Here is a 21,331-nt window from a genome sequence, read left to right as displayed (position 1 = left end):
AAGAATAAAAGTTCAGCAATTTTGCATTGCTGAACTTTTATTCTTTATTCTTTCCTATTCTGCCTAAACTATCTTTAATAGTTGTTTCCCCAAGTTGTGTATATAGCAAAGCTGTATCTTGACTGGTATGCCCAAGTTGTTGCATCACTTGTAACGAGTCTTTTTCTTCCATATATAATTTATTCGCTAATGTATGTCTTAATTTATGGGGAGACATTCTTTTTCCATATGCTTTAGTATATTTTTCTACAATATCTTGGATAGCTCTAACTGAAAGAGGCTGTGCAGTATGTTTATATTTCGATAAAAATACATTTTTTAATTCTTTCCCTGGAGCATATTTGTTATTTCTAATTTCCATATACTTTTCTAGATCATTCAATGCGACGGGGGTAATCCATACTGAATCTTCTTTATTTCCTTTGCGGATCACATCAATTAGTCTTTCCTTTAAGTTTATATCTTCCATACGAAGATCGGCTAATTCACTTACACGAATACCACTACCAAGAAAGAGAGAAAGAATAGCTACATCGCGCTCCTTATCTCTTAAAAAATAGAACAACTGATGTTTCGTTAAAGATTTTTCATGTTCATACTTTACGTAATTTAAAAATTCTTGATCATCATCATTATGAAATATTTTAGACCGCATACGTTTTGCACGGGCATTTAATGTTTCTTTATCTTTATGTATTTCAATCTTAGCCATTACATTTCTATAGAAATAACATTCTCCATCATCATTCTCTGATAGGGCGGTAAGGTACTTAAATAAAGACTTTAAGGCTGAAATTTTTCTGTTAACAGAGGAATTCTGCATGTTTTGTTGCAGTTTTAGAAACCGCATAAAGTTCTCAACATCTTTTTTCTTTAAATTCTCCAAATCAGAGAAGGATATGTCTTTAATGGGCTTAAAATCTATAATTTGTTCAGATAGTAGCCAATTAAAGAAGACTCTAAAATCATATACATAATTCAGTAGGGTGGAGGGAGAGGCATCATGCAATTCTTTGTACTCCACAAATTCTTCTATATAAAAGGGCATTTCATTTAGATTCTCGTATAATTTTTTACGATGTACGGATTTTTGACGTTGCTTGCTGTAATCCATAAAAATCACCTCATATATACTATAACAGAAAAATGACACGAACACAAGTTCGCGTTAAATTCAATTTTTACACAGACTTATTTACATAATTAAATTATGGATTACTAAAATGCGTGCAAAAATAAATAGGTGATATTGTAATTGTTCTAGTATTAATTATAGAGAACCAAACTATAAATTTGTATTACGCTATAAAAACAGGTGAAGAATCTACGTATAACTGTATATACAATGAAATTGATTAAACATATACAGAGCACATTAAAAATTGTTTACAGAGCGTTATAAAATGTGAATTGCTTAAATTACTTATAGTTAATCAGGTCAACGTAAGATAAACTTGTGTAAATTAATATGTAATTGTTTATATAGATTCTTTATGTGTAGATCGGCATTTGATTATTATTATATAACTTCAAAGCAATACACTAAAATTCATGGATATAGGCTCGAAATCCCTAGATGCTATATTATATTTTTAAAAGACTCTCTTATTGTTCGTAAAATTGGTATTTCGTGCGAAGTTATTGAGGTATGTTTTTTCTCCCTTCTTTCCATTCTTTTATGTTCATCCAACAGAATTCATTATTCACTTTTCATCAGTAAGTAATATTTTTTGATTCCAGCTCTGTCCGCTTTTACATATCTTTGTTTATTGTACGTTTACTAATAGAGTGTAAACAACATAAAAACTCAAAATTAGATAAATTTAAGACAAAACAGCTCAGTTAAGCCCTTAGGGCTAAATCGGCTGTATTATACTCGAAACTGAGGTGTTTATAATATCGAAAGAGATGGTTTCTTTTATTGCTTTTTACTTCAAAAATGTTCTTTATTACTCTTGTTTTATGTAAAAGTTGAGCCCAATTTAATTATAATACAGAATTGAAAACATAGCTTTGAAATTCTTTTAACTGTCTCAATAAGATAAGAATTCTTTTCATTTTGAGACAGACTTCGCTTTAATTTCCACAACTTCTGATAAGATATGTTATGTAAACTGAATATAAGTAATTGATTGTGGATACCTTTATATCAGCGGGCTTCCAGCAACCTACCTTTCTCTACTATTACACGATTACACTAAAAACTCACACCACATGACTCGTATGTATCAACATAACTAACCATAGTTCCCACCAAATGATATCGTCGCTTTAACGATTTTGTTCTTGTATTGCTTCTTATTTTCCCCTGGTACTGGACTCATCGTTTGCTCAATCAATTCTGGTTGCTGTATTTTACCCGTATACTCTTCTTTTTTTACAGGCACGGATATGGTTTCATAATTATCCTGTTCATTATTATTTCCCTTTGTTTCGCTTCCTATCTTCTGGTCAAACTCCTTATCCTCGTATGTTATTTGAGTATAAACGTGACCTTTGCTGCTACACCCTGTTACCAATCCTAAAGCGATACACATTGTAGAAATCATCCACAAAAATTTCTTCATCTTATTCCTCCATCTCTTATTGCTTTTCTTCCCCTACATCATAACGAGGTTGTAATAGTTGTCTGAAAAACTATTGATTTCTATGGTATATCGCGGGTTCGTGTATCTATACGTTGCTATAATCCCCTACTATTTCAAACGTGCTTTTTATGATATTTATGCAGGATTCCCCCTTACATGTACCGAAACTCCAAGAGGGAACCATTCCACTAATTACCACCCCAATTTCTTACTATCGCATTTTGGAGGTTAAAACATGACAAAAAAACGGAACATACAAAAATCAGCACTTTCCATTACCCTTCTCTTATCTTTAGGGGTTTCATCTTTTCCAATTACATCGCCTATTCACGCGGATACACGCGCGGAACAATCTATAGAAAAGAAACAAATCACTTTAACCGATCGTACAACATTATTTTTTGAATATCTCCAGCATGGTAAATATGCAGGAGCCCTGCAATTAACATCCGCTGCTTTTCAATCGAAGTTTACTGCACAAAAATTGCAAGATTGGTGGACACAAAGTAGTGGTGGTGGGATTAAAAACATAGGAACAGCAGAAGTAAAAGAACGTAACTTGGTTCATCAGACAGTTGAGATTCCAATAGAGTTCGAAGGAACTACGATTCCAGTTTTGCTTAAATTCACACCAGGCGGGAAAGTAGATGAAGTTGGGCAAAGGACACCTAAAAAAACATATGCCATACCGCATCCTATCTATGATCGACCTGACTCCTATCAAGAACGAGAAATCGTAATTGGAAATTCTACATACCCTTTACCAGCCACGTTAACGATTCCGAAACATAAGCCTGGTGAAAAGGTGCCCGTTGTTGTTCTTGTTCATGGTTCTGGTATGAATGATCGTGATAGTACAAACATGGGGACAAAATTGTTTAGAGACCTTGCAGCGGGCCTTTCATCTAACGGAATTGCAGTCTTACGCTATGAAAAACGTTCCTTAGAACACACATTAAAGATGAGTGAAGAACCTATTACCTTAGACCGAGATACAACAGAAGATGCCATATACGCAGCAAAATCAGCAGCGCAGCAGGAAGGCGTTGACCCAAGTAACATTTTCATTCTCGGACATAGCCAAGGAGGTGGCGCGATGCCGCGTATACTGAGCAAAGCACCTTCTTCACTTGTTCGAGGCAGTATATTACTAGCACCACCCGCACGACCTATAACTGATGTGCTCATTGATCAGTATCAATACCTCGGGGCACCAAAGGAAGTAATCAATGAACTAAAAAGACAATTCGCCTATTACCAGGATCCTACTTTTGATCCAGACCACCCACCAGCCGGTTACAATTATCCATCCCCGCATTTCATGTATGATGTTGCTCGCTGGCGTCCTGTTGAGGAAGCAAAAACACTTAAAGAATCATTATTGATTCTGCAAGGAGCACGCGATTATCAAGTAACAGTAAAAGATGAATTTACAAGATGGCAAGAAGGACTCTCAAACCGCGGGAATATTCAGTTCAAAACATATCCGAAATTGAACCATGCCTTTACAGAAGGAGATGGTGATTTAAGTCTTCCTAGTGAGTATGAAATCCCTGCAAATGTTCCCGAGTACGTCATTCAGGACATTATTAACTGGGTCAATGAGACAAAAAAATAAGTAAACTTGCAAAAAATCTTCATGCAATCATCATTGCGTGAAGGGGTTGTTACTACAGCGGAGGATCATGAGAGAAATAAAAAAATATATACATAATAGTAATTAAAGTAGTGAAGAGTCCTGAACATCCAGGACTCTTTCTTATTTTATAATGGGGTAGCACCCATTGCTATCCAGTTATAACTGCATTACAAAATTTTCAGGAGTGTTTTTTATTACTTTTTTAAGTGGATTCTGGATGCTTTGAAATCAAGTTACCTTTTCCGGACTTATCGTTCCAAAACCTATATACTAATTCAGATTCTCCAAAATGCTCAATGGCCCGTTTAAAGGATTCTAGTTTAGAGAATACTCATATTTTAACAACGTTAAGATGTTTTTTAATTTTGATAAGTGTATATGAGACATTCAAAAGCCTTATAATGTGTCAAACAACAATATTATCAAAAGAGTATACCTGTATTGATAATACTTGATATGACTAGGTTTATCTCACTATCGTTATAAATCTGCATAATCCTGATGTGACCGCGTTTAGTTTTTAGACATATTATATAAATATCAATTTAATTATTAACTGAGGTGAATTATTATGATAAATCCTTACTGTATTAAAAACAGGGCAATTGGCTCAGTCTATACAACCCATGGAGCTCAATCAACAATGCATGCAGTATATCATGCAATGCAGCATATGCCATACTATCAACATCCCGCTATACCTTATTATGAAACCATACAATATCATCCCTCTATAGGATATACACCTCAAAGTATATATCCTACTATTTTTACAACAATTCCACTTTATTAACCATCCTCTTGTTTTTAATTATTTTTAAACTGTACAGAAAAACTCCTCCCTCACTTTTTAAGGGGGGGAGATGTTGACAAAAGAGGATCTGAACATGTCCCATTTTATTTTTTCTACTGTTTCATTAATTGGAATTGCCACAAAATTATCTAAACCTCTGTTCATTACTTCAACTTCAGTTTGATTTGAATAAAATAAATACATTTATCTATTAAAGCCCTTACCTCTGAACTCTTCAATTGTAGTTACCCTCTCTATTCGCGCCTGTTTTCCAATTACTCCGTTTTGTAATCTAATTAAGACCATTGTAAGAATCAGAATCATAACTGATTAAGAGGCTTTGTTAAATGCCCAAGATGATATTTCTCATCAAAGCTGATAACACTGAGAACTTGTTGAACATCGCTTCTTACTTCCTATCATTCTTCCACTTTGGCCACCTCATTTCAAAATAAAAAGAGAGACGCTTGTCCCTCTATAGCAAATACTTTTATACAAACAACCTAAATACCACCTTTTATTATTAACCCTAGAACTGCCATAACTATTGCGCTAATAACAATTCGTAAAATCTATGTGGTATTCAGACTGATTTTTTCTAATTGCTTATTGATTGTAGAAATATCTTTTTCATTTATAGTTGTACGAGTTTCCAAGTTACGAATATCTCGCATGATTTCTTTTTGCTCTGCTTTTAGGCTGTCGATTTTTGCATATACATCTTCCATACATTCACATCCTGTTCTAAAAAAATAATACAACAATCTTTATATATTATGAGACAACCCTATTCAGTGTGAATTTATAAAAGATATTTCTTTACCTAAGCCGTAATTAATACAAAATACAAAAGACCGACATATTAAATTGCCCATCTTTGGTTTATTCGTTTTCGATTGACCGACTTTTGTGCCACTAATTGTTCTTCAAGTAGTTTAAGTCTTGCTCCAATTTCTGCTTTTACCCTTTCTAATTCTTCTCTTGTCGTCGCAAAATATATCGCTTTTACTGATTTTTTCATTTGATGATTAATTGCCTGCAACTCTCCCACCCATGACTACTTTATAATTTTGAATTGTGTCTGCTATATAACATTCTGATCTAAAAAAATGCATATAATCTTGACTGGGTATGATATGTTGTCCATGTTCTCCGTGTTAGATTTCCATTATCGTCTCAATAGCATATTTATACCGTTCATGAATCTCATACTTTTCTTTCAATTCCATCGGTTTATTATCTTCTTTTAATAATCTATCTAAATAAATCCAAATTATCTCTATTCATCTAAATTCACCCCTTTTAGCAAACCTTTCTTGCTCTAATGTGTTTAGGCTTACCTTACTTTAGTTCGTTAAATACCTCGCCCACTATCCCTACACAAGCGACTATAATCATTCTTCATCCTCCTCCGAAATAAAAAGCACTCGAATCGATGCTTTCTTATCATTTGTTAATTTGTAATTCAATTACAGTAAATGAAGTTTTATTCTTCTTCCAATCACTTAATACAGTTTCCTTCATTTGCTGGTTTCGGATTTTATGAGCAGTTAGCTTTGGCTAGCTGCTCTTTTAGTCGCTTCATCAAGCGTATAAGTGATACTGTCAGGTCTCCAACCCGAATGCGCCTCCATAAAACTATATACAGCTCGTGGTGTCCATCCTCTATTAATGGTATACTCACATTTATTAACTAGATCGTTATAGGTTTTTATATCCATTCCTCTTTTCTACAAAATGAAATTTTTGTTTAGTTTTTCGGATGATCGCATTTCCCTTTGTATGACCTTCTCTATCCGTTCATGCAGTTTTACAAATCACTGTCCGAAAAGTTACCACATATATTCCAAAAAATTTCGGAGTAAAAATATAAGTCTACATATTATAGAACAAAAGATGAAGGCTTACTCTTCAAAACTTTTGTGATTTTCATAGGAAAGAACAATTATATGGAAAATGTATTAATAGCAATACAACACCCTAAAAAAGAGCAATCTGAACAGGTCATTCAAAATATAGTAGAGAAGATGGATATGATGATTAGTTTAGTTACTACTTACATGGCTATTGAATCAGGATCTATGGAAGAATTAAAAGAACTTCAGGAAGAAATTATTCATGCTCAAGCATATATTCAAAAACGGAAATTTGAAGAAACACAGAGATAAAACCCTGTGTTTTTATTTGTTCGTCTATGACGTCAATCTGGTATTAATCAAATTAGATGTAATTTGATTATTGTTTTGGCATAATCCATACATTTTTTTGAATGCGTACAATATACGGCACCGTATCTTCAATGAGCAAATAATCTGGTTTCACATCTTTTAACTTTCCTCTTACAGTTTCAATAACTACATATTTACGAATTGCTGATTGTAATGCCTGATAATACGGAGGGATTCGGTACACTTACCATATTTTATTCACTACAGTAATTGCCCTCCAAATAACTCATTAATAGGCAATGATATAGGGGTATTTTGAATGTACATCCAGGGTGTTCCTTTCAAGACATGTATCATTTTAAATATGCCCTTTATTAGAATACTGCTCATACTTTTTTTGAGATTCTTTCGTAATACGTGCGTTAAGTAAAATCGCTACCAACAAAAACACTCCATATTCCCCCCTGTAGCTCCTATGATAATTACACTACTACAAACAAGTACAATTAATAGGAGCAACGAAACTAAAGAAATCCGTTCATAGTTCTTTGACATCTTCTCGTATTTTATGCGTTGTTTCCTTGCATCCATCTAAATTCCTCCTTAAAATTATCAATTTTCCTATAAAATAAATCTCGCCCTTAAAAAGAAAACAATCTATCGGTTCAAATAATTAATTTTTTTAAGCAACTAATTTATATAACGTAAAAAGAAATACTACCAATATTAAGCTTTCCGCTATGATAATCCCGACCCTCTCCTTTCTTTTAATCCCATCGCATCAGATGATATGTATATCCTATTATTATCAACAGAAAACAAAAAGGATCCTCCCTTTTCGTAAAGGATCATCCTTTTCTTCGTTCATTCAACAATTTTTAGGTATTCTTGATTAATTAAAATAACAGCCGGTCCATCTACAAGAATTCCACCAACTTCAATTTTTTCATAGGCCTCAATCTTAATAGAAGTAATCCCTTTCCGCTTCTTTAACTCGTTACTTAATTCTTGCGTCGGCATGTGTTTCATATCTTCACTCCTTCTTATTGTTTCATATCATTTTATTATGTTAAATGAATTATAAAAATGGTTTCTAGTTCTAGAAATTCCATCAATTTTTATCGTTGACCATATATTTAGATGTTACCAACTCGCGTATCTCTTTTATGAAAAGAAGATAAACAATTACTATTCACTGTCTCAGTAAATGTAGAAAATTCTTAAAGATAGAGATGAGATTGATTATTTTTTCTTCTAGAAATAATGACTTAGATATATATACCTAAAACAATGAAAGCCCTACCTCTCTTTCATCCTTACGGCTCCTTGTCCGTGCCAGTGTGAATCAGGATTGCAAAAATCAAGTGACTATTTGATCGAGTTATTTGATGAAACTTCGAACGTTCGTAAAAGAAATATAAAAATAAAAATGGATTAGATTGAAGTAATAACAAAAGAGGTTCCTACTCTAAAAGTGAGTTGAAGAAGTTGAATGTCTTTGAAATGATTTACTTTTAATAATCATCATATTCCCGAAAAATTCAAGATATTTTCGGGGGATGTAATACATTATCTATAATGAACCTTAACAGAAACTTTTTAATTGATTTTCAGTGATCCCTTTAATTAATCCCAGTTCACTAATCAAAAATTCATGTGCGTTATCCAACATTTTTTTTTCGCTTGTATTCAGTGCTTTTTCTTTTTTCATACGCATTAGATCACGTACAACTTCAGCACCTTCTTGTATTTCACCCGTTTTTATTTTGTCCGTGTTCACTTTATACCTTTGTTTCCACGGCAGTAATTCATCTGATTCTCCATGCTGAAAAATGTGTATAATGTGTTTTAATGCAAGTATATCAGTAACTGGGCGTATACTCGAACTTAATATTTTACCCATAGGAATCATGACTTGCATATTACTGATTGACATTTTTATAACAAAATACTGTTGTTTTTTCCCTGAGAATTCTTTTTCTTCTATGGCTTCAATTATACCTGCTCCGTGCATTGGATAAACAATGTTATCGCCAATTTGAAACATATAATCCACCTCCATATATGGTAACCTTCTTAACCTTAACATATATGTGATTTTTTATCAAATATTTTATAATATCATAAAATTATTTTTAGTGTCAACTACTTTTTTCTTTAAAAATTAAATTAAATAAAAAACACCCCCAAAACAATAGGGAGTGTGTCAGATTCTCAATAAAAGGACGGTCAATTTGCCCATATGCATCCTAAAATATCGATTAATTAACATAGATCCGTTTTCCCTTGAAAACGACCAAATCGATCCCGTATTTTTTTCAATCTTGTGTGGTACTCCAAAATCTCAATTCTTGCTTTTTCAGTTAGAGGTGCAATGGGTCGTAAGTCTTTTAACCCCCAATAATCAACCACTACATCAAGTACTTGATCAAAATATTGTAGTGGTCCATAATTCGCTTCTTTTGCAATTACAGTCATTCTATTTTCAAAATCAGGCATGACAGCACCTGGCATTTTAAAATTCCTAATCACATTGGCAATATGATAGCAATAATTAGGTTCTAATTCCAAATGTGTTCGAATGACGTCTCGATAAAACGCATAATGAAGAGTCTCATCTTTGGCAAGACGGCGTAATAATGTAGCAAGATCTGGATCGTGCTTACTTGCAATCTTAGCTACATTATTGTAAAACACCATCGTTGCAAGTTCTTGTAGCGTCGTATATGTCATTGCTTCGATTGGTGTGTGAAAATCGGGCTCAAATCCACCCTCAACGACTGACTTTCTTAATTCATGTAATCGTTTAGGGTTCACACTTCGAGTGAGTAGTAAATATGTCTCCAATAAATTCGAATGTTGATCCTCTTCTGAAGTCCAAGTATGAATAAAGTCTGTAATAACAGAAAGGGACCCTTTAAAAGTCGCAGATAAATACGTTGTAAACCATGGTAAATTCACTTCTGTTAATAAAGCTGTTTCAATGGCCGTAATTACACCAGAAGGAAGAGTAACTTGACTTTCATCCCAAGGAACTCTTTTAAAGTCCATTCCCTTATCCCATGGTAAAAACTCATGATAACCCCAGTCTATCTTCTGCGCTCTTATTTTATGTTGTTCATACAGTTCTTTTAAACGTGGTTCTAATCGGAAATCTAAATCATTTGTTAGCATATATAAGTACCCCCTTTTCTTATCATAGATAATCATCCTATTTTTACATTCATTTTTATCCTTAAAAATTTTCTACAAATAAATATTACTTTCCTTTTTTTAAGTCCAACATAATAATTTTGTAAAAAAACTCCTTAAGAGCGCTATGTTTTTATAGGATTTTTTCATATAAAAAGGGATACTGAGGATAACATTCATGGATGAAGATACTCGTCATGTTTTAAATCTTGGTGAGTGTAAAAAGGTGCATGCCTATAAAGAATCGTTTTATTGTGGTTTTAAAATGAAGCTTGATAATTTTAAAAAAGACTGATTATTTATAAAAAAGATTGATAAGAAATCCTATTAGCTTTAAGAATTAATAGGATTTCTTATTTCACTAACGGTACAGATTAGCTCATTAAATATCAGATTCCGAATAGTTAATTTAATATTTTGAAACATGTTATAATGTAGTCCAAGAGTATATTGCTTATCTAATTTTAAAAATTATTTGGAGGAATAATATGAAAATAAAGTTAGCTACGCTAGATGAAGTTAATCAAATAGAAATTTTATATCAAGAACTTTTTTTTAAAATGTCAAACTTTCAGCCGAAATATATAAAGCCTGCTAAGCAGGATGTAGAGTTTATCAGGAAGACAATCAATGAAAAGGATTCGGATATTTTAATAGCTGAAATCGATAACGGTACAGTAGGTTTTTTACTTATTCAAGAACTAATCACACCATCCTATAAGTGTTTGGTTGAACATAAATACGCTTTTATTACTGATATAATTGTTGGAACCAAATATCAAAATCAAGGAATTGGTTCCGCTTTGTTATTAGAAGCAAAAAAATGGGCTGAAAATCGAAATTTAGATTACTTAGAGTTAAATGTACTGTCTGAAAATATTGGCGCTATTACTTTATATGAAAAGCAAGGATTCAAAGATGTAAGACATACAATGCGCTATGAATTTTCATTGAAAAGACATAAGGAGCATTAATGTATTGAGAAACTATTTATTACAGGTGCGTTAGTACAATAAGGAGTATTAAAATAATCAAACTTTTTTTAAAAAAACTCGTACCTAGCTATAAAAGAAACTCCATTTTGATCACTCTTTTTTCAAAATGGAGTTTTTCTATTTATTGTTAAATAAAGATTGATAGTATTTTATACACATTATCAACTTATTTAGACGTAAGATCCAATTTATTAGATTAAGCGCTTGAAAAACAAATACAGTTGATGAGATAGCCTTAAACGACAATTCCCAACAAGATTACTGTACATTAGCTATGATGAGTTAGACCTTATTTTTGGAAACAGTATACAGCTCAAAGGGAAGAGGCGATAAACATGCAGTCAACGGAAGCTCATATGAAGGAAAAACAACGTAGAGAAAAAATAGAAATAATATTTAGTCACAGGGTAAAAGGAGAGAGTTATTTTCATGGTTCCTCCTATCAATGGAAAAACATTGTATACCAAAATTTTAATAAGATACAACAAAAAGAGTTGAAAATGGAACAACTCATTTTCGAAATGGAAAAAGAAGGGATTCTATTTGCGCAGCACCGTTCACTCATACACTATCCCGTCATTGATTTTATTAAATATATAGCTAAGGTTTATAAGAAAACCATTGAAATACAATAAAAATGATTATATTTTTAAAATAAATAATTATATTCAAAGAAAACCTTTACAAAAAGTTTATTTTTGAACATTGTTAACAAAAAACTCAAAAACTCATTCAAATATTTTTTATTCAAAATACTATTCGTTTTTGTTATAATAATAACCATAACGTATTATAGTCGTTTGTATATCTTCAGATTTTGTGAAATTTATTACACAAAAAGACAGCTCTTAATTAGAGTTGTCTTTTATTTTTTCTCGATATATATAATACTGTTCTCACCAACCCTTTATACGATGATTTTATCATAAAGGGTCGTTAAAGTTAATTTGATTTTGACAATAGTTTTGATAACGTATTTAAGCGATTTAGAAGGGTTAAATTTCTCTCACTTTACATTTATCAAAAACCATCGTTTTTGAAACACTTATAAATAATAAATCTAATAATTATGTACTTTGTAATAGGTAAGAGTTTATGATAAAAATAGGAAATATCCCAAAAAACACACGAGGGGCGTTGATTAAGATTTTTTTTAAAGACTTTAGCTACAAAAATGAAGGTGATTATTTATATCCAGTTGAGTATTATCAATTTCGCCAAGCAAGCACACATAATACATTCAAAGTTGAACTATTATGTTTTGATGATCGTTATGATTTCCATTTAACAATTGATAATGAAGCTATCCCTTCAAAGTATAGACTTGTAACAAGCATCTCCTTTGAAATTTATGAAGAATTTGGATTTGAGCCTTATGATTTTAGTTCTAAACACGCTACTCTACAAAGGGCAATTGATATGGCAAGTGCAATTGCAAAGAAATATTGTGAAAATCCAGTTAATCAATAATAAGTAAAGACCGGATATTATATCCGGTCTTTTTTGTATTTGCTGTATATTAAGGTGATTTTTCTGTTAAATTATCACAATTATTAATGCGTCTTTTAAATTTGAGGTTAAGGACTCAAATTTAAAAGAAAAAGAGAACCCAAATGGATTCTCTTTTCTTGGCATATTTACAACATGGAGAATACTGAGACAACTCTTTCAAAACTTTATTAGGGGAAAGTTTTGAAAAATGCTCTTATAACAATACTTACATAAATGTAATATATAGTGAATTGATAGAATTAAGACTGACTATTCTTAATTCTTAAAAAACTAAATCCTCGCCATACTAATGTAGTTAGATATCCAGTACTTCATGAAACATTAATAGAAATTGAAATTATTCTTCGTCTATCTCGTATTCATTAAGATATTAATAATTGGATGTATCTGTTCATGAATATGGTAATCTGATTAAGATTCTCACTACACAAGTCCTACCCACCAGAAATTAGTGAAAAAGAGGAAACTGTTGGGATAAAGCACCACAAGAATCGTTTTTGGGCTATCTGAAAGATAAAGCATATATAAAACCTTACGAGTGTTTTACTGAGTTGAAACAAGAGATAAAGAGATATATGACATACCTTAATTATTATAGATATCACTGGAATTAAAAAGGATTGGAGATGCTACAATAAATTGCACACTAAGTTAAAAGAAAAAGGTGATTCAGTTTATGAGTAGAAAAGTCTATAATCGTCAATTTAAATTGGCTGCAGTCCAATTACTATTGGAAGAGAATATATTTGTGAAAGAGGTTTCAAAAGAATTATCTATCCATTCGAATGCTCTTTATCATTGGATAAGTGAATATGGAGAAAGTGCGTTACCATTGGGAATTTGTTTTACCCACATTTTCAATGGAGTAGCAATTGGCATTCTTAGTTCTTTAGCAATTGCATCATAGCTCCGTCCATCATTTTTATACAAATGTACAGCTTTCAATTTAAATGTCTCTGCATATTTTTGAAATGTTGTTCTTTTTTTGCCATTAAAATATCCCTTCAAGTATAGTGTAACATTCCACATTAAGAATGTAGTCTTTTTACACTGTCTACTTAAAAGGGATAATACCAACTAATATTACCTTACTTACACCAGCTTTAAGCAATAAATTTCTAGCGGTTTCAAATGATAACTTTTAGTATGTACATTATAATTATTTTTTATGAAAACCTTGTGTAATTCGATCTAATATAATTGCAATTACTACAATAGCAAGGCCTGCTTCAAAGCCCATACCTATATTAACTTGTGTAACCGACCGATAAACGTCTACGCCAAGACCTGGTGCACCGACAAGAGATGCAGTGACAACCATTGATAGAGAAAGCATAATACTCTGATTTACACCAGCCATGATTGTTCCAGTTGCAAGTGGAAGCTGTACTTTGAATAGTTTCTGTGACGATGTTGAACCAAAGGCATTAGCTGCTTCAATTAAATCTTCTGGTACTTGCCTAATCCCTAACTCAGTAAAGCGAATAGTAGGTGGCATTGCAAAAATAACAGATGCAATAATACCTGGTACTACTCCAACACCAAAGAATGTAATTGCCGGAATAAGATAAACAAATGCAGGCATTGTTTGCATAAAATCAAGAGTTGGTTTTAAAAATTTGGAAAACCTTTCGTTCTGAGATGCCAAAATCCCAATTGGTATACCTATAATGATAGAGATAATAACAGACGTCAAGACAAGCGCTAGTGTTTGCATGGTCTGTTCCCAATAGTTAACGTTAAGGATAAACAGAAATCCAATTAAAGAAAATACTATCAGTGAAGTTTTACGGGAGGTGTACCAAACTAATAGGCATGTGATTGTAATAAAAATAATGGCTGGGATAAATATTAATAGATTTGTTAATAAATCAACAAATCCTCCGATAATAAAAGAAAATCCTTTGAAAAACCCTTCAAAATGCTGATACAAACTTGTAACAAGTGTATCAACCCATTCTCCTAAAGGAATCCGTGGAATACTATTCATTATCATTCACCTCTTCCTCTATATTTCCTGCTAAAGCTTGAATAATACTTTCACGCTTTATTATCCCTCGTAATCTATGTTTATCATCTAGAACAGGAAGAGGTAACTTTGCCTTAACCATTTTTATATACATTTCTTCTAATAGAGTATCTAAATAAACAGGAGGAATGTCTGTTACTAATAAATCCGCTATCGGAACCTGTCTTTTAACAGCTTTACTAGCATTATCAGCAGTTAAGACACCTAAAAACTCATGTTTCTTATTCACTACATATACGCTAGAAACACTAGCATTTTTCATGATTTGGAGTGCAACACGTGGACCGCGATCAATTAATAAGGTTTCCGGTCTTTTCATAATGGATTCAGAGGTTAAAACTTTTCCTAAATTTACATCAGCAACAAATTGCTCTACAAATTCATTTGCAGGGCTCACCATAATTTCTTCTGGTGTTCCAATTTGAACAATTTCTCCGTCTTTCATTAAAGCAATACGATCACCAATTCGGAGTGCTTCATCTAGATCGTGTGTAATAAAAATAATCGTTTTTTTCATTTTATCTTGCAGTTCTAATAATTCATTTTGCATTTCTTTTCGAATAATCGGATCTAAAGCACTAAATGATTCATCCATCAGTAGGACATCTGGATTATTTGTTAGTGCTCTTGCGATACCAACACGCTGCTGCATACCACCGCTAAGTTGTTCCGGATAACTATCTTTATTGTTTTCTAGACCTACTAATTTTAGAGATTCTAACGCTTTTGTTTCTCGTTCTTCTTTTGATACTTTTTGTATTTCTAAACCATATGCAACATTTTGTAAAACCGTTCGATGAGGGAATAAGGCGAATTTTTGAAATACCATACTCATTTTGTTTCTTCTTACTTTTCGAAGAGATTCTTTTCCCATTGTTGCGATATCTTCACCATCAATATATATATGGCCAGAAGTCGGTTTGATTAACTGATTTAACATACGAACAAGTGTAGATTTCCCACTACCGGATAATCCCATAATGACAAATATTTCACCAGCATAAACATCGAATTTTGCCTGGTTCACGCCAATATTCATACCAGTTTCTTTTAATATAGCAGCTTTGCTTTTTCCCTCTTTTAGTAAAGCGATTCCTTTAGAAGGATTCTTTCCAAATACTTTTGTAACGTTTTCAACACGTAATTTCGTTTCCTTCATTCTTTCACTCCTTTTCTTTGACTCTAAACAAATACTGTAACTATTTCTAAACCAAATAGTACATTACAATAGTTCATCAAAGACTTTTTTTTATTTTTTTGTTAAGCTATTAATAGTTAGTTTATATTATTCATAGTTATAATTATAAAATATTTATTTATAATTATAAAGTATTTAGCTTTACTGAAATAATTTTCTACGTTAGTTAAAGAAGAAATATCTAATCATAGAGACTAGGAGGAGCTTGATGAAGAAAAAAATATGGCTTCTGTGCATACTATTATTAATTAGCATAATTACTACTTCTTGTAGTGGCGCGAACAGTAATGCAAAGGGAAAAATTAAAATTGGTGTAACGAGTTGGAAAGAAAACATAGCTACCGCAAATATGTGGAAAGTATTACTTGAGGAAAAAGGTTATAAAGTTGAATTGTTATATTTAGAAAAGGCAGCCGTTTGGACCGGGGTAGCACGAGGAGATGTGGACGCCAACTTAGAGGTCTGGCTACCAATTACTGATAAGCCATTATATGAAAAATATAAGGATGATGTTGTAATAAAGTCAGCGTGGTATAAAGGTACTGGTCTTGGTTTAGTTGTTCCTTCATACATGACAGATATCAATAGTATTGAGGATTTGAATGCGAATAAGGATAAATTTAACAATAAAATCATTGGTATTGAACCTGGCAGCAGTTTAATGGGCTTAACAGATAAAGCGATACACAAATATGGGATAGAGCTAAATCTTGTTCAATCTTCAGAAGCCGCTATGATGAGTGAATTAAAAAAAGCATATACTCAAAAGAAACCCATTGCAGTAACATTATGGAATCCACATTGGGCTTTTTCAGAGTTTGATCTTAAATATTTAAAAGATCCTAAAAAGGTGTATGGAGAAAAAGATGATATTTATTACTCTGTTCGTAAAGGATTTGAAAAAGATTATCCAGAGCTTATAAAGTATTTTGATAACTGGAACATGACCGATGAGCAACTCGGAACGTTGATGACCATGATTAATGAATCGAATGACCCTGAACAGGCCGCTGAAAAATGGATAAAAAAGAATAAAAAATTAGTAGATACATGGATGAAAAAGTAATCATTTATGGGGTACGGCAACCATTCCTTCTTTTTGGAGCCACTCGTAAATACAAAGAAAGAGAAGTGATGTTTTCATATAATCATTTCTCTTTCTTTTTATTATATTCAAGTGGAAACATTATCAACCGGATATTATTTTATTAACCGTGAGATGGTACCTACGGTACAACCTCAGTTTTCGTGATTTAGTCGAAATGATAGAAGAACGCGGGCTATCCCTGGCTCATACAACTATCATGCGATGGGTTCATCAATATGGTCCCGAATTAGATAAGCGAGTACGACGTCATCTTAAGTCAACCAACGATTCTTGGCGAGTCGATGAGACGTATGTGAAAGTCAAAGGTCAATGGATGTACCTATATCGTGCTGTTGATTCAAAAGGATATACAATTGATTTTCATTTAAGTAAAACAAGAGATCATAGGGCTGCAAAGCGTTTTTTCAAGAAAGCTTTGCAGTCTTTTCATGTTTCAAAGCCCCGTGTGATTACAGTGGACAAAAACCCGGCCTTTCCTATAGCGATTGAAGAGTTGAAGACAGAGAAAAAGATGCCTGTGGGCATCCAAATAAGGCAGGTAAAATACCTTAATAACATTGTAGAGCAAGATCATCGTTTTATTAAAAAGAGAGTTCGTTCAATGCTAGGATTGAAATCTTTTCGTACAGCTAAATCTATTCTTTCAGGAATAGAAGCGATGCATATCATTAAAAAAGGCCAACTTATTTTACGGGACAAGTCTGTCAAAAATGAAGTGAAGTTTATTCATCAACTATTCGGAATGGTTGCATAAGAATAGATTCCATTAGGAATCTATATACCTCTTTCAAATAAATACAATCTTTGCACCAGAACCCACTTTTCTATCACTATCCCCTGCTAATATAATAGAAGATTTATTTAAATGATATTATGATGAAGGGATAGCTATTAAGCTATCCCTCCTCTGCATTTATTATTGTTACTTAATTAGAGAATCCCATTGATATTAGTGACAAAAATGTGATGTGATTTGCAATGTTTGCACCTCAAAAGGGAACCCGCTAGTAAGTAACTGCCCTCTTTTTATTACTGATTTCTTTTAGAATATTTCAAAGGATTCTATTTCTCTCTCATTTGATTATTCTTACATTTTTTGAACTTCTTGTTTTACCTGTTTTTCTTGTATTGATACCTGATTATTATCAGATGTCATTTTATATCCAAAATAAATTACAAAAAACAACAAAATAATTATCCAAATACATATAAACACTTTATAAGAATTTTTCACTTTATATACCTCAATCACTCTATTTAAATCCATCTCGAGATTAATTTTTTAATGCTGTTTATAATTACCAATCTCTTCATTTATTTCGATACACTCAAATGCAAAAGTAGCTGTGCAGCAATTAGACTGAACCTTAAATATGTACTAAATTATGTGGGGAAGGAAGTACATTTTATATAATCTCATTACCTAAAAACCCCTATATAGTTGGTATTCTTCTTCTTTTAAGACAGAAAGGATTTTTAATATAATGTATGAAGTTCTAACTCAGACTTCTTACTACACACACTCTTACGCACATAGAAATAACGCTTTTAGTATATGATTTGTAACGAAAAATAAATAACAAGAAAACAAAATGAAACAAAAGTAACATAAAGTAACAATTTTGTAACATCAATGTAACATATAATTTTTTAACATACAATAGTTTTTTTACAGTATTTTTTATAAGCATATACTCATTGAACATCTGCCTTCCTTACAATATATCCCCAGATACTTTAAATACCGTTGCTATCCCTTCGATGTATTTTTCAGGCTAGATACAGTTTTTTATTTACTACTATTCTTAAAACTACATTGGTTTGAGAGCTTTCTTTTCAACCTCTCATATTTGCAACATTGTCTTCTTCATATGTCACTTATTACATAATTCCTCTAAAAATATGTGTATCCTATGCTCTCTTATAGTATCTATGCACTACAACTCAATAAATAAGCACACCCTCTTCAATAGTAATCTCAAGATTCGTTCCGCTTTCATTTTCGTGCACTCTACTTTCACACAAAGGAGAATTGACAAATAAATAAGTGCTAATATAAGAAATATATATAATGCCATACTTCATCAATATTGTATGCTTGCTTGTTTCTTTCATCTTTCACAACAAATTCTATATGATAATAGGTGCACTTCTTCTATTCATGAAGTTTTTGATGTACCATTATGACTCTCTCAATTCTGTCAAAACAGTCACTTCTTTTTTTATTTTTTCTTTCTCAAATAGTTCTGATTTTCCCATTGATTCTTTTACCATAAATGTATAACCGCCATAAGATTGTTTGGATTGTAGAGGTAAATCTTTATTTTCGATGACGGATTGTATATCAAATCGTTTTACACCAAAAAGTATACCTACTTCTGTTTCATCCATCATAGCTAAACAACACAGTGATACTGTCGCTCGTCTCTTTACTTTGGTTGCACAAGTCATCAGTGTATGAGCTAACTGAGCGGGACTAAGTTTTCTTCCAACTTCTGTACTAATAGGAACTGCACCTATAGCTGTAGTTCACTTACTTCCCTTAAACCGAATAAAAGCAAACGACTCTGTAAATGGATCTAGTCCATATTTTCTGCATACAAAATGATAATATTGCCGCTTTTCTTCCTCTGCTAGCTGTGATAAATCACTATTTATTGCCAATCTACCTAATATAATTTGTATTTCCTCAACCACTGTTGGTCTTTCCTTCGTACTAGGTATAAAAGAGCGTTCTAATATATTCGGAAACGTATTGAGTTCTTGCTTTTGTTTCTTATAATAAGTGACAATTTTTCACTTTGAGCTGACCTTACATAAGGCGTGTCTTACTTGAGACAGATTAACTTTGACTCCTTTGTTTAAAAGATAACTGTACAGCTTTCGATACCCCATTCACCCTTTTAAAAGTTTAAATTGCATGACAATATAAGCCACTGTCTTTTTACGTCTTTTCTTATTTTCAGTAGGCTTACGATGAATAAAATCTATGTATATATAAAATAACCTTATATTTATTATGAGGAGCATTTATGGTTGCTGTTGCAAAGTTAAAAAAGCATACTCAGATTAATAAATGAATAATATTTCAAGTAATTGTTTTGGTGTATTTCATGCTGAAAAGCAGGAGCTTGATTAAAGATTTCTTCTCTGTTTTTATAGGCTCAAGTGCAAGGAACGGAGAAATTTATCGACATGAGGCATTACAATTGGCAAAAGGAAAATTTGTATGTTATCTGAGTGACGATGATTCATGGTTTCCTGATCACTTACAATACATGGAGCAAGCTTTATCCAAAGCAGATTTTGTACATAGCCGCTATATGGCTATTGTGAATAAGTAACAAATGATGGCCATTCAGGGATCATTGGAGGAACTTGAGACTCGCGATCGTATGTTGAAAGAGTCATATAAATTTTAGTCCTACGATTGCTGGACACCGCATAGATACCTACCATCGTCTTCTTGAAGGATGGAGCCCTGGACCAGAGGATGTGTGGAGTGATCTTAATATGTGGCGAAAATTTCTAAAGCTAGATAATATAACTTTTCATTCAATACCAGCTGTAACTGCTCTTATTCTTCCTTCTCCCTTTAGAACTAACATGACATTACAAGAAAGAGAAGCAGAAACGGCATTTTGGGCAAAACAAATTCGTTGCCAATCTTTTCGTTCTACTATTCAAGATACATTTTTTACACTCTAATTCTAGATGGTCCTGCTGCAAAGATGCCTAAAATGTAGAAAGAATTGGATGAAGGGATTATAAATAAAAAGTCGATTTCCTGTACGTTAAGAAATCGATTTTTTAATGAGTATTTTATGTCTTGATTAGAAACGAGCTTAATTAAATAAGTCCTGTGTACTTCTTGTAATACGTGCTAATTCAGTAACTACAATTACATCACCTTCACGCAGATTCTCTAACATGCGTAATAACTCTGGTCCGTCTGTTGTAGCTCCACTAACTTTTTTTTCAAACACATAATCACATCCATAATCACTCAATTGTTTGAGTTACCTTGCTAAGTTCTGATCTTGTGTTGGTACACGAGCATATCCGAGAATCATTCCGTTTCTCCCCTTTTGTCCGTTTAAGTGTCCGTA

At 32.4% G+C, this 21,331-nt stretch carries 21 protein-coding genes and 5 pseudogenes; 12 read left to right on the top strand and 14 right to left on the bottom strand.

All coding sequences use genetic code 11. The annotated features are described in order from the left end of the window. Nucleotides 1-37 precede the first annotated feature (37 nt). Nucleotides 38-1,114, bottom strand: a complete 1,077-nt coding sequence (xerS, locus tag DN408_RS01015) for a tyrosine recombinase XerS (RefSeq protein ID WP_033729101.1) — start codon at nucleotides 1,112-1,114, stop codon at nucleotides 38-40. 1,123 nt (nucleotides 1,115-2,237) lie between these two features. Continuing rightward, the gene (locus DN408_RS01005) at nucleotides 2,238-2,567 is read right to left on the bottom strand and encodes a hypothetical protein (protein WP_078178976.1); all 330 of its coding nucleotides are present in this window, start codon (nucleotides 2,565-2,567) and stop codon (nucleotides 2,238-2,240) included. A 256-nt stretch (nucleotides 2,568-2,823) separates the two neighbouring features. On the opposite strand from DN408_RS01005, the gene DN408_RS01000 reads away from it, so the two are divergent. Next, nucleotides 2,824-4,206: an alpha/beta hydrolase gene (locus DN408_RS01000; protein WP_078178977.1), complete on the top strand. Its 1,383-nt coding sequence runs from the start codon at nucleotides 2,824-2,826 to the stop codon at nucleotides 4,204-4,206. Between the two features lie 592 nt (nucleotides 4,207-4,798). Then, nucleotides 4,799-5,020: a hypothetical protein gene (locus DN408_RS31785; RefSeq protein WP_078178978.1), complete on the top strand. Its 222-nt coding sequence runs from the start codon at nucleotides 4,799-4,801 to the stop codon at nucleotides 5,018-5,020. Between the two features lie 503 nt (nucleotides 5,021-5,523). On the opposite strand, the pseudogene DN408_RS00985 reads toward DN408_RS31785, so the two are convergent. Next, nucleotides 5,524-5,748, bottom strand: a pseudogene (locus tag DN408_RS00985) (hypothetical protein). Nucleotides 5,749-5,882: 134 nt separating this feature from the next. Next, a complete protein-coding gene (locus tag DN408_RS32375) occupies nucleotides 5,883-6,071 on the bottom strand; it encodes a glutathione S-transferase family protein (protein ID WP_321147130.1) in 189 nt (62 codons plus the stop codon). Nucleotides 6,072-6,969: 898 nt separating this feature from the next. Here DN408_RS32375 and DN408_RS00975 point away from each other — a divergent pair. After that, entirely contained in the window at nucleotides 6,970-7,188 is a 219-nt protein-coding gene (locus DN408_RS00975; protein WP_078178979.1) for a hypothetical protein, read from the top strand. 67 nt (nucleotides 7,189-7,255) lie between these two features. On the opposite strand, the pseudogene DN408_RS00970 reads toward DN408_RS00975, so the two are convergent. The 5 genes and pseudogenes from DN408_RS00970 to DN408_RS00950 form a co-directional block, all read right to left on the bottom strand. Then, nucleotides 7,256-7,439, bottom strand: a pseudogene (locus tag DN408_RS00970) (DUF2642 domain-containing protein). Between the two features lie 107 nt (nucleotides 7,440-7,546). Then, nucleotides 7,547-7,779 (bottom strand): annotated as a pseudogene (locus tag DN408_RS00965) (hypothetical protein). A gap of 273 nt (nucleotides 7,780-8,052) precedes the next feature. Next, entirely contained in the window at nucleotides 8,053-8,217 is a 165-nt protein-coding gene (locus tag DN408_RS00960) for a BC1881 family protein (RefSeq protein WP_002187312.1), read from the bottom strand. Between the two features lie 556 nt (nucleotides 8,218-8,773). Continuing rightward, the gene (locus DN408_RS00955) at nucleotides 8,774-9,235 is read right to left on the bottom strand and encodes a CarD family transcriptional regulator (RefSeq protein WP_002169666.1); all 462 of its coding nucleotides are present in this window, start codon (nucleotides 9,233-9,235) and stop codon (nucleotides 8,774-8,776) included. A 218-nt stretch (nucleotides 9,236-9,453) separates the two neighbouring features. Further along, the gene (locus DN408_RS00950; RefSeq protein WP_147739919.1) at nucleotides 9,454-10,362 is read right to left on the bottom strand and encodes an acyl-ACP desaturase; all 909 of its coding nucleotides are present in this window, start codon (nucleotides 10,360-10,362) and stop codon (nucleotides 9,454-9,456) included. 506 nt (nucleotides 10,363-10,868) lie between these two features. Between DN408_RS00950 and DN408_RS00945 the strand changes: the two genes are divergently transcribed. From DN408_RS00945 to DN408_RS00925, 5 genes and pseudogenes are all read left to right on the top strand, one after another. Next, entirely contained in the window at nucleotides 10,869-11,354 is a 486-nt protein-coding gene (locus DN408_RS00945; RefSeq protein WP_002204045.1) for a GNAT family N-acetyltransferase, read from the top strand. Between the two features lie 356 nt (nucleotides 11,355-11,710). Continuing rightward, nucleotides 11,711-12,010: a hypothetical protein gene (locus DN408_RS00940; protein ID WP_002204046.1), complete on the top strand. Its 300-nt coding sequence runs from the start codon at nucleotides 11,711-11,713 to the stop codon at nucleotides 12,008-12,010. A 460-nt stretch (nucleotides 12,011-12,470) separates the two neighbouring features. Continuing rightward, entirely contained in the window at nucleotides 12,471-12,845 is a 375-nt protein-coding gene (locus tag DN408_RS00935) for a hypothetical protein (RefSeq protein WP_078178985.1), read from the top strand. A gap of 460 nt (nucleotides 12,846-13,305) precedes the next feature. Further along, nucleotides 13,306-13,501, top strand: a pseudogene (locus DN408_RS00930) (IS3 family transposase); the annotation flags it as partial. Nucleotides 13,502-13,563: 62 nt separating this feature from the next. Then, on the top strand, nucleotides 13,564-13,794 hold the full coding sequence (locus tag DN408_RS00925) for a transposase (RefSeq protein WP_002204047.1): 231 nt from the start codon (nucleotides 13,564-13,566) through the stop codon (nucleotides 13,792-13,794). A 252-nt stretch (nucleotides 13,795-14,046) separates the two neighbouring features. Here the strand turns inward: DN408_RS00925 and DN408_RS00915 are convergent, their stop codons facing one another. Continuing rightward, nucleotides 14,047-14,877, bottom strand: coding sequence for an ABC transporter permease (locus tag DN408_RS00915; RefSeq protein WP_002169659.1), 831 nt, complete (start codon nucleotides 14,875-14,877; stop codon nucleotides 14,047-14,049). Then, nucleotides 14,870-16,075: a quaternary amine ABC transporter ATP-binding protein gene (locus DN408_RS00910; protein WP_016093744.1), complete on the bottom strand. Its 1,206-nt coding sequence runs from the start codon at nucleotides 16,073-16,075 to the stop codon at nucleotides 14,870-14,872. The genes DN408_RS00915 and DN408_RS00910 overlap by 8 nt, the downstream gene beginning before the upstream one ends. A gap of 247 nt (nucleotides 16,076-16,322) precedes the next feature. Here DN408_RS00910 and DN408_RS00905 point away from each other — a divergent pair, with 247 nt between their 5' ends. Both DN408_RS00905 and DN408_RS00900 read left to right on the top strand, forming a co-directional pair. Beyond that, complete coding sequence (locus DN408_RS00905) at nucleotides 16,323-17,180, top strand: glycine betaine ABC transporter substrate-binding protein (RefSeq protein WP_078178984.1); 858 nt, start codon at nucleotides 16,323-16,325, stop codon at nucleotides 17,178-17,180. 100 nt (nucleotides 17,181-17,280) lie between these two features. After that, the gene (locus tag DN408_RS00900) at nucleotides 17,281-17,976 is read left to right on the top strand and encodes an IS6 family transposase (protein ID WP_078178983.1); all 696 of its coding nucleotides are present in this window, start codon (nucleotides 17,281-17,283) and stop codon (nucleotides 17,974-17,976) included. Nucleotides 17,977-19,403: 1,427 nt separating this feature from the next. On the opposite strand, the gene DN408_RS00895 is transcribed toward DN408_RS00900, so the two are convergent. Then, complete coding sequence (locus DN408_RS00895) at nucleotides 19,404-19,673, bottom strand: hypothetical protein (RefSeq protein ID WP_078178982.1); 270 nt, start codon at nucleotides 19,671-19,673, stop codon at nucleotides 19,404-19,406. A gap of 78 nt (nucleotides 19,674-19,751) precedes the next feature. Beyond that, on the bottom strand, nucleotides 19,752-19,919 hold the full coding sequence (locus tag DN408_RS31175) for a hypothetical protein (protein ID WP_158080635.1): 168 nt from the start codon (nucleotides 19,917-19,919) through the stop codon (nucleotides 19,752-19,754). 416 nt (nucleotides 19,920-20,335) lie between these two features. Between DN408_RS31175 and DN408_RS00890 the strand changes: the two genes are divergently transcribed. Further along, entirely contained in the window at nucleotides 20,336-20,566 is a 231-nt protein-coding gene (locus tag DN408_RS00890) for a glycosyltransferase family A protein (protein WP_142333467.1), read from the top strand. Nucleotides 20,567-20,735: 169 nt separating this feature from the next. Continuing rightward, nucleotides 20,736-20,930 carry a hypothetical protein gene (locus DN408_RS00885; RefSeq protein ID WP_016096711.1) on the top strand — a complete coding sequence of 65 codons (195 nt, stop codon included), beginning with the start codon at nucleotides 20,736-20,738 and terminating at the stop codon, nucleotides 20,928-20,930. A 143-nt stretch (nucleotides 20,931-21,073) separates the two neighbouring features. Here DN408_RS00885 and DN408_RS00880 read toward each other — a convergent pair. Continuing rightward, nucleotides 21,074-21,295, bottom strand: a pseudogene (locus DN408_RS00880) (recombinase family protein); the annotation flags it as partial. Nucleotides 21,296-21,331: the final 36 nt, after the last annotated feature.

Origin of the sequence: Bacillus sp. AR13-1 (assembly GCF_008042285.1) — a bacterium.
GTDB classification, from domain to species: domain Bacteria; phylum Bacillota; class Bacilli; order Bacillales; family Bacillaceae_G; genus Bacillus_A; species Bacillus_A mycoides.
The sequence above is the reverse complement of the archived record's forward strand: the minus strand, read 5'-3'. Positions and strand labels throughout refer to the sequence as shown.

Coding starts and splice junctions, on each gene's coding strand:
- DN408_RS00975 (WP_078178979.1), top strand. CDS start 6,970: ATGGAAAATGTATTAATAGCAATACAACACCCTAAAAAAGAGCAATCT.
- DN408_RS00925 (WP_002204047.1), top strand. CDS start 13,564: ATGAGTAGAAAAGTCTATAATCGTCAATTTAAATTGGCTGCAGTCCAA.
- DN408_RS00955 (WP_002169666.1), bottom strand. CDS start 9,235: ATGTTTCAAATTGGCGATAACATTGTTTATCCAATGCACGGAGCAGGT.
- DN408_RS00905 (WP_078178984.1), top strand. CDS start 16,323: ATGAAGAAAAAAATATGGCTTCTGTGCATACTATTATTAATTAGCATA.
- DN408_RS31785 (WP_078178978.1), top strand. CDS start 4,799: ATGATAAATCCTTACTGTATTAAAAACAGGGCAATTGGCTCAGTCTAT.
- DN408_RS00945 (WP_002204045.1), top strand. CDS start 10,869: ATGAAAATAAAGTTAGCTACGCTAGATGAAGTTAATCAAATAGAAATT.
- DN408_RS00895 (WP_078178982.1), bottom strand. CDS start 19,673: ATGACTTGTGCAACCAAAGTAAAGAGACGAGCGACAGTATCACTGTGT.
- DN408_RS01000 (WP_078178977.1), top strand. CDS start 2,824: ATGACAAAAAAACGGAACATACAAAAATCAGCACTTTCCATTACCCTT.
- DN408_RS00885 (WP_016096711.1), top strand. CDS start 20,736: ATGTGGCGAAAATTTCTAAAGCTAGATAATATAACTTTTCATTCAATA.
- DN408_RS00940 (WP_002204046.1), top strand. CDS start 11,711: ATGCAGTCAACGGAAGCTCATATGAAGGAAAAACAACGTAGAGAAAAA.
- DN408_RS00960 (WP_002187312.1), bottom strand. CDS start 8,217: ATGAAACACATGCCGACGCAAGAATTAAGTAACGAGTTAAAGAAGCGG.
- DN408_RS01005 (WP_078178976.1), bottom strand. CDS start 2,567: ATGAAGAAATTTTTGTGGATGATTTCTACAATGTGTATCGCTTTAGGA.
- DN408_RS00915 (WP_002169659.1), bottom strand. CDS start 14,877: ATGAATAGTATTCCACGGATTCCTTTAGGAGAATGGGTTGATACACTT.
- DN408_RS00935 (WP_078178985.1), top strand. CDS start 12,471: ATGATAAAAATAGGAAATATCCCAAAAAACACACGAGGGGCGTTGATT.
- DN408_RS00890 (WP_142333467.1), top strand. CDS start 20,336: ATGCTGAAAAGCAGGAGCTTGATTAAAGATTTCTTCTCTGTTTTTATA.
- DN408_RS00910 (WP_016093744.1), bottom strand. CDS start 16,075: ATGAAGGAAACGAAATTACGTGTTGAAAACGTTACAAAAGTATTTGGA.
- xerS (WP_033729101.1), bottom strand. CDS start 1,114: ATGGATTACAGCAAGCAACGTCAAAAATCCGTACATCGTAAAAAATTA.
- DN408_RS00950 (WP_147739919.1), bottom strand. CDS start 10,362: ATGCTAACAAATGATTTAGATTTCCGATTAGAACCACGTTTAAAAGAA.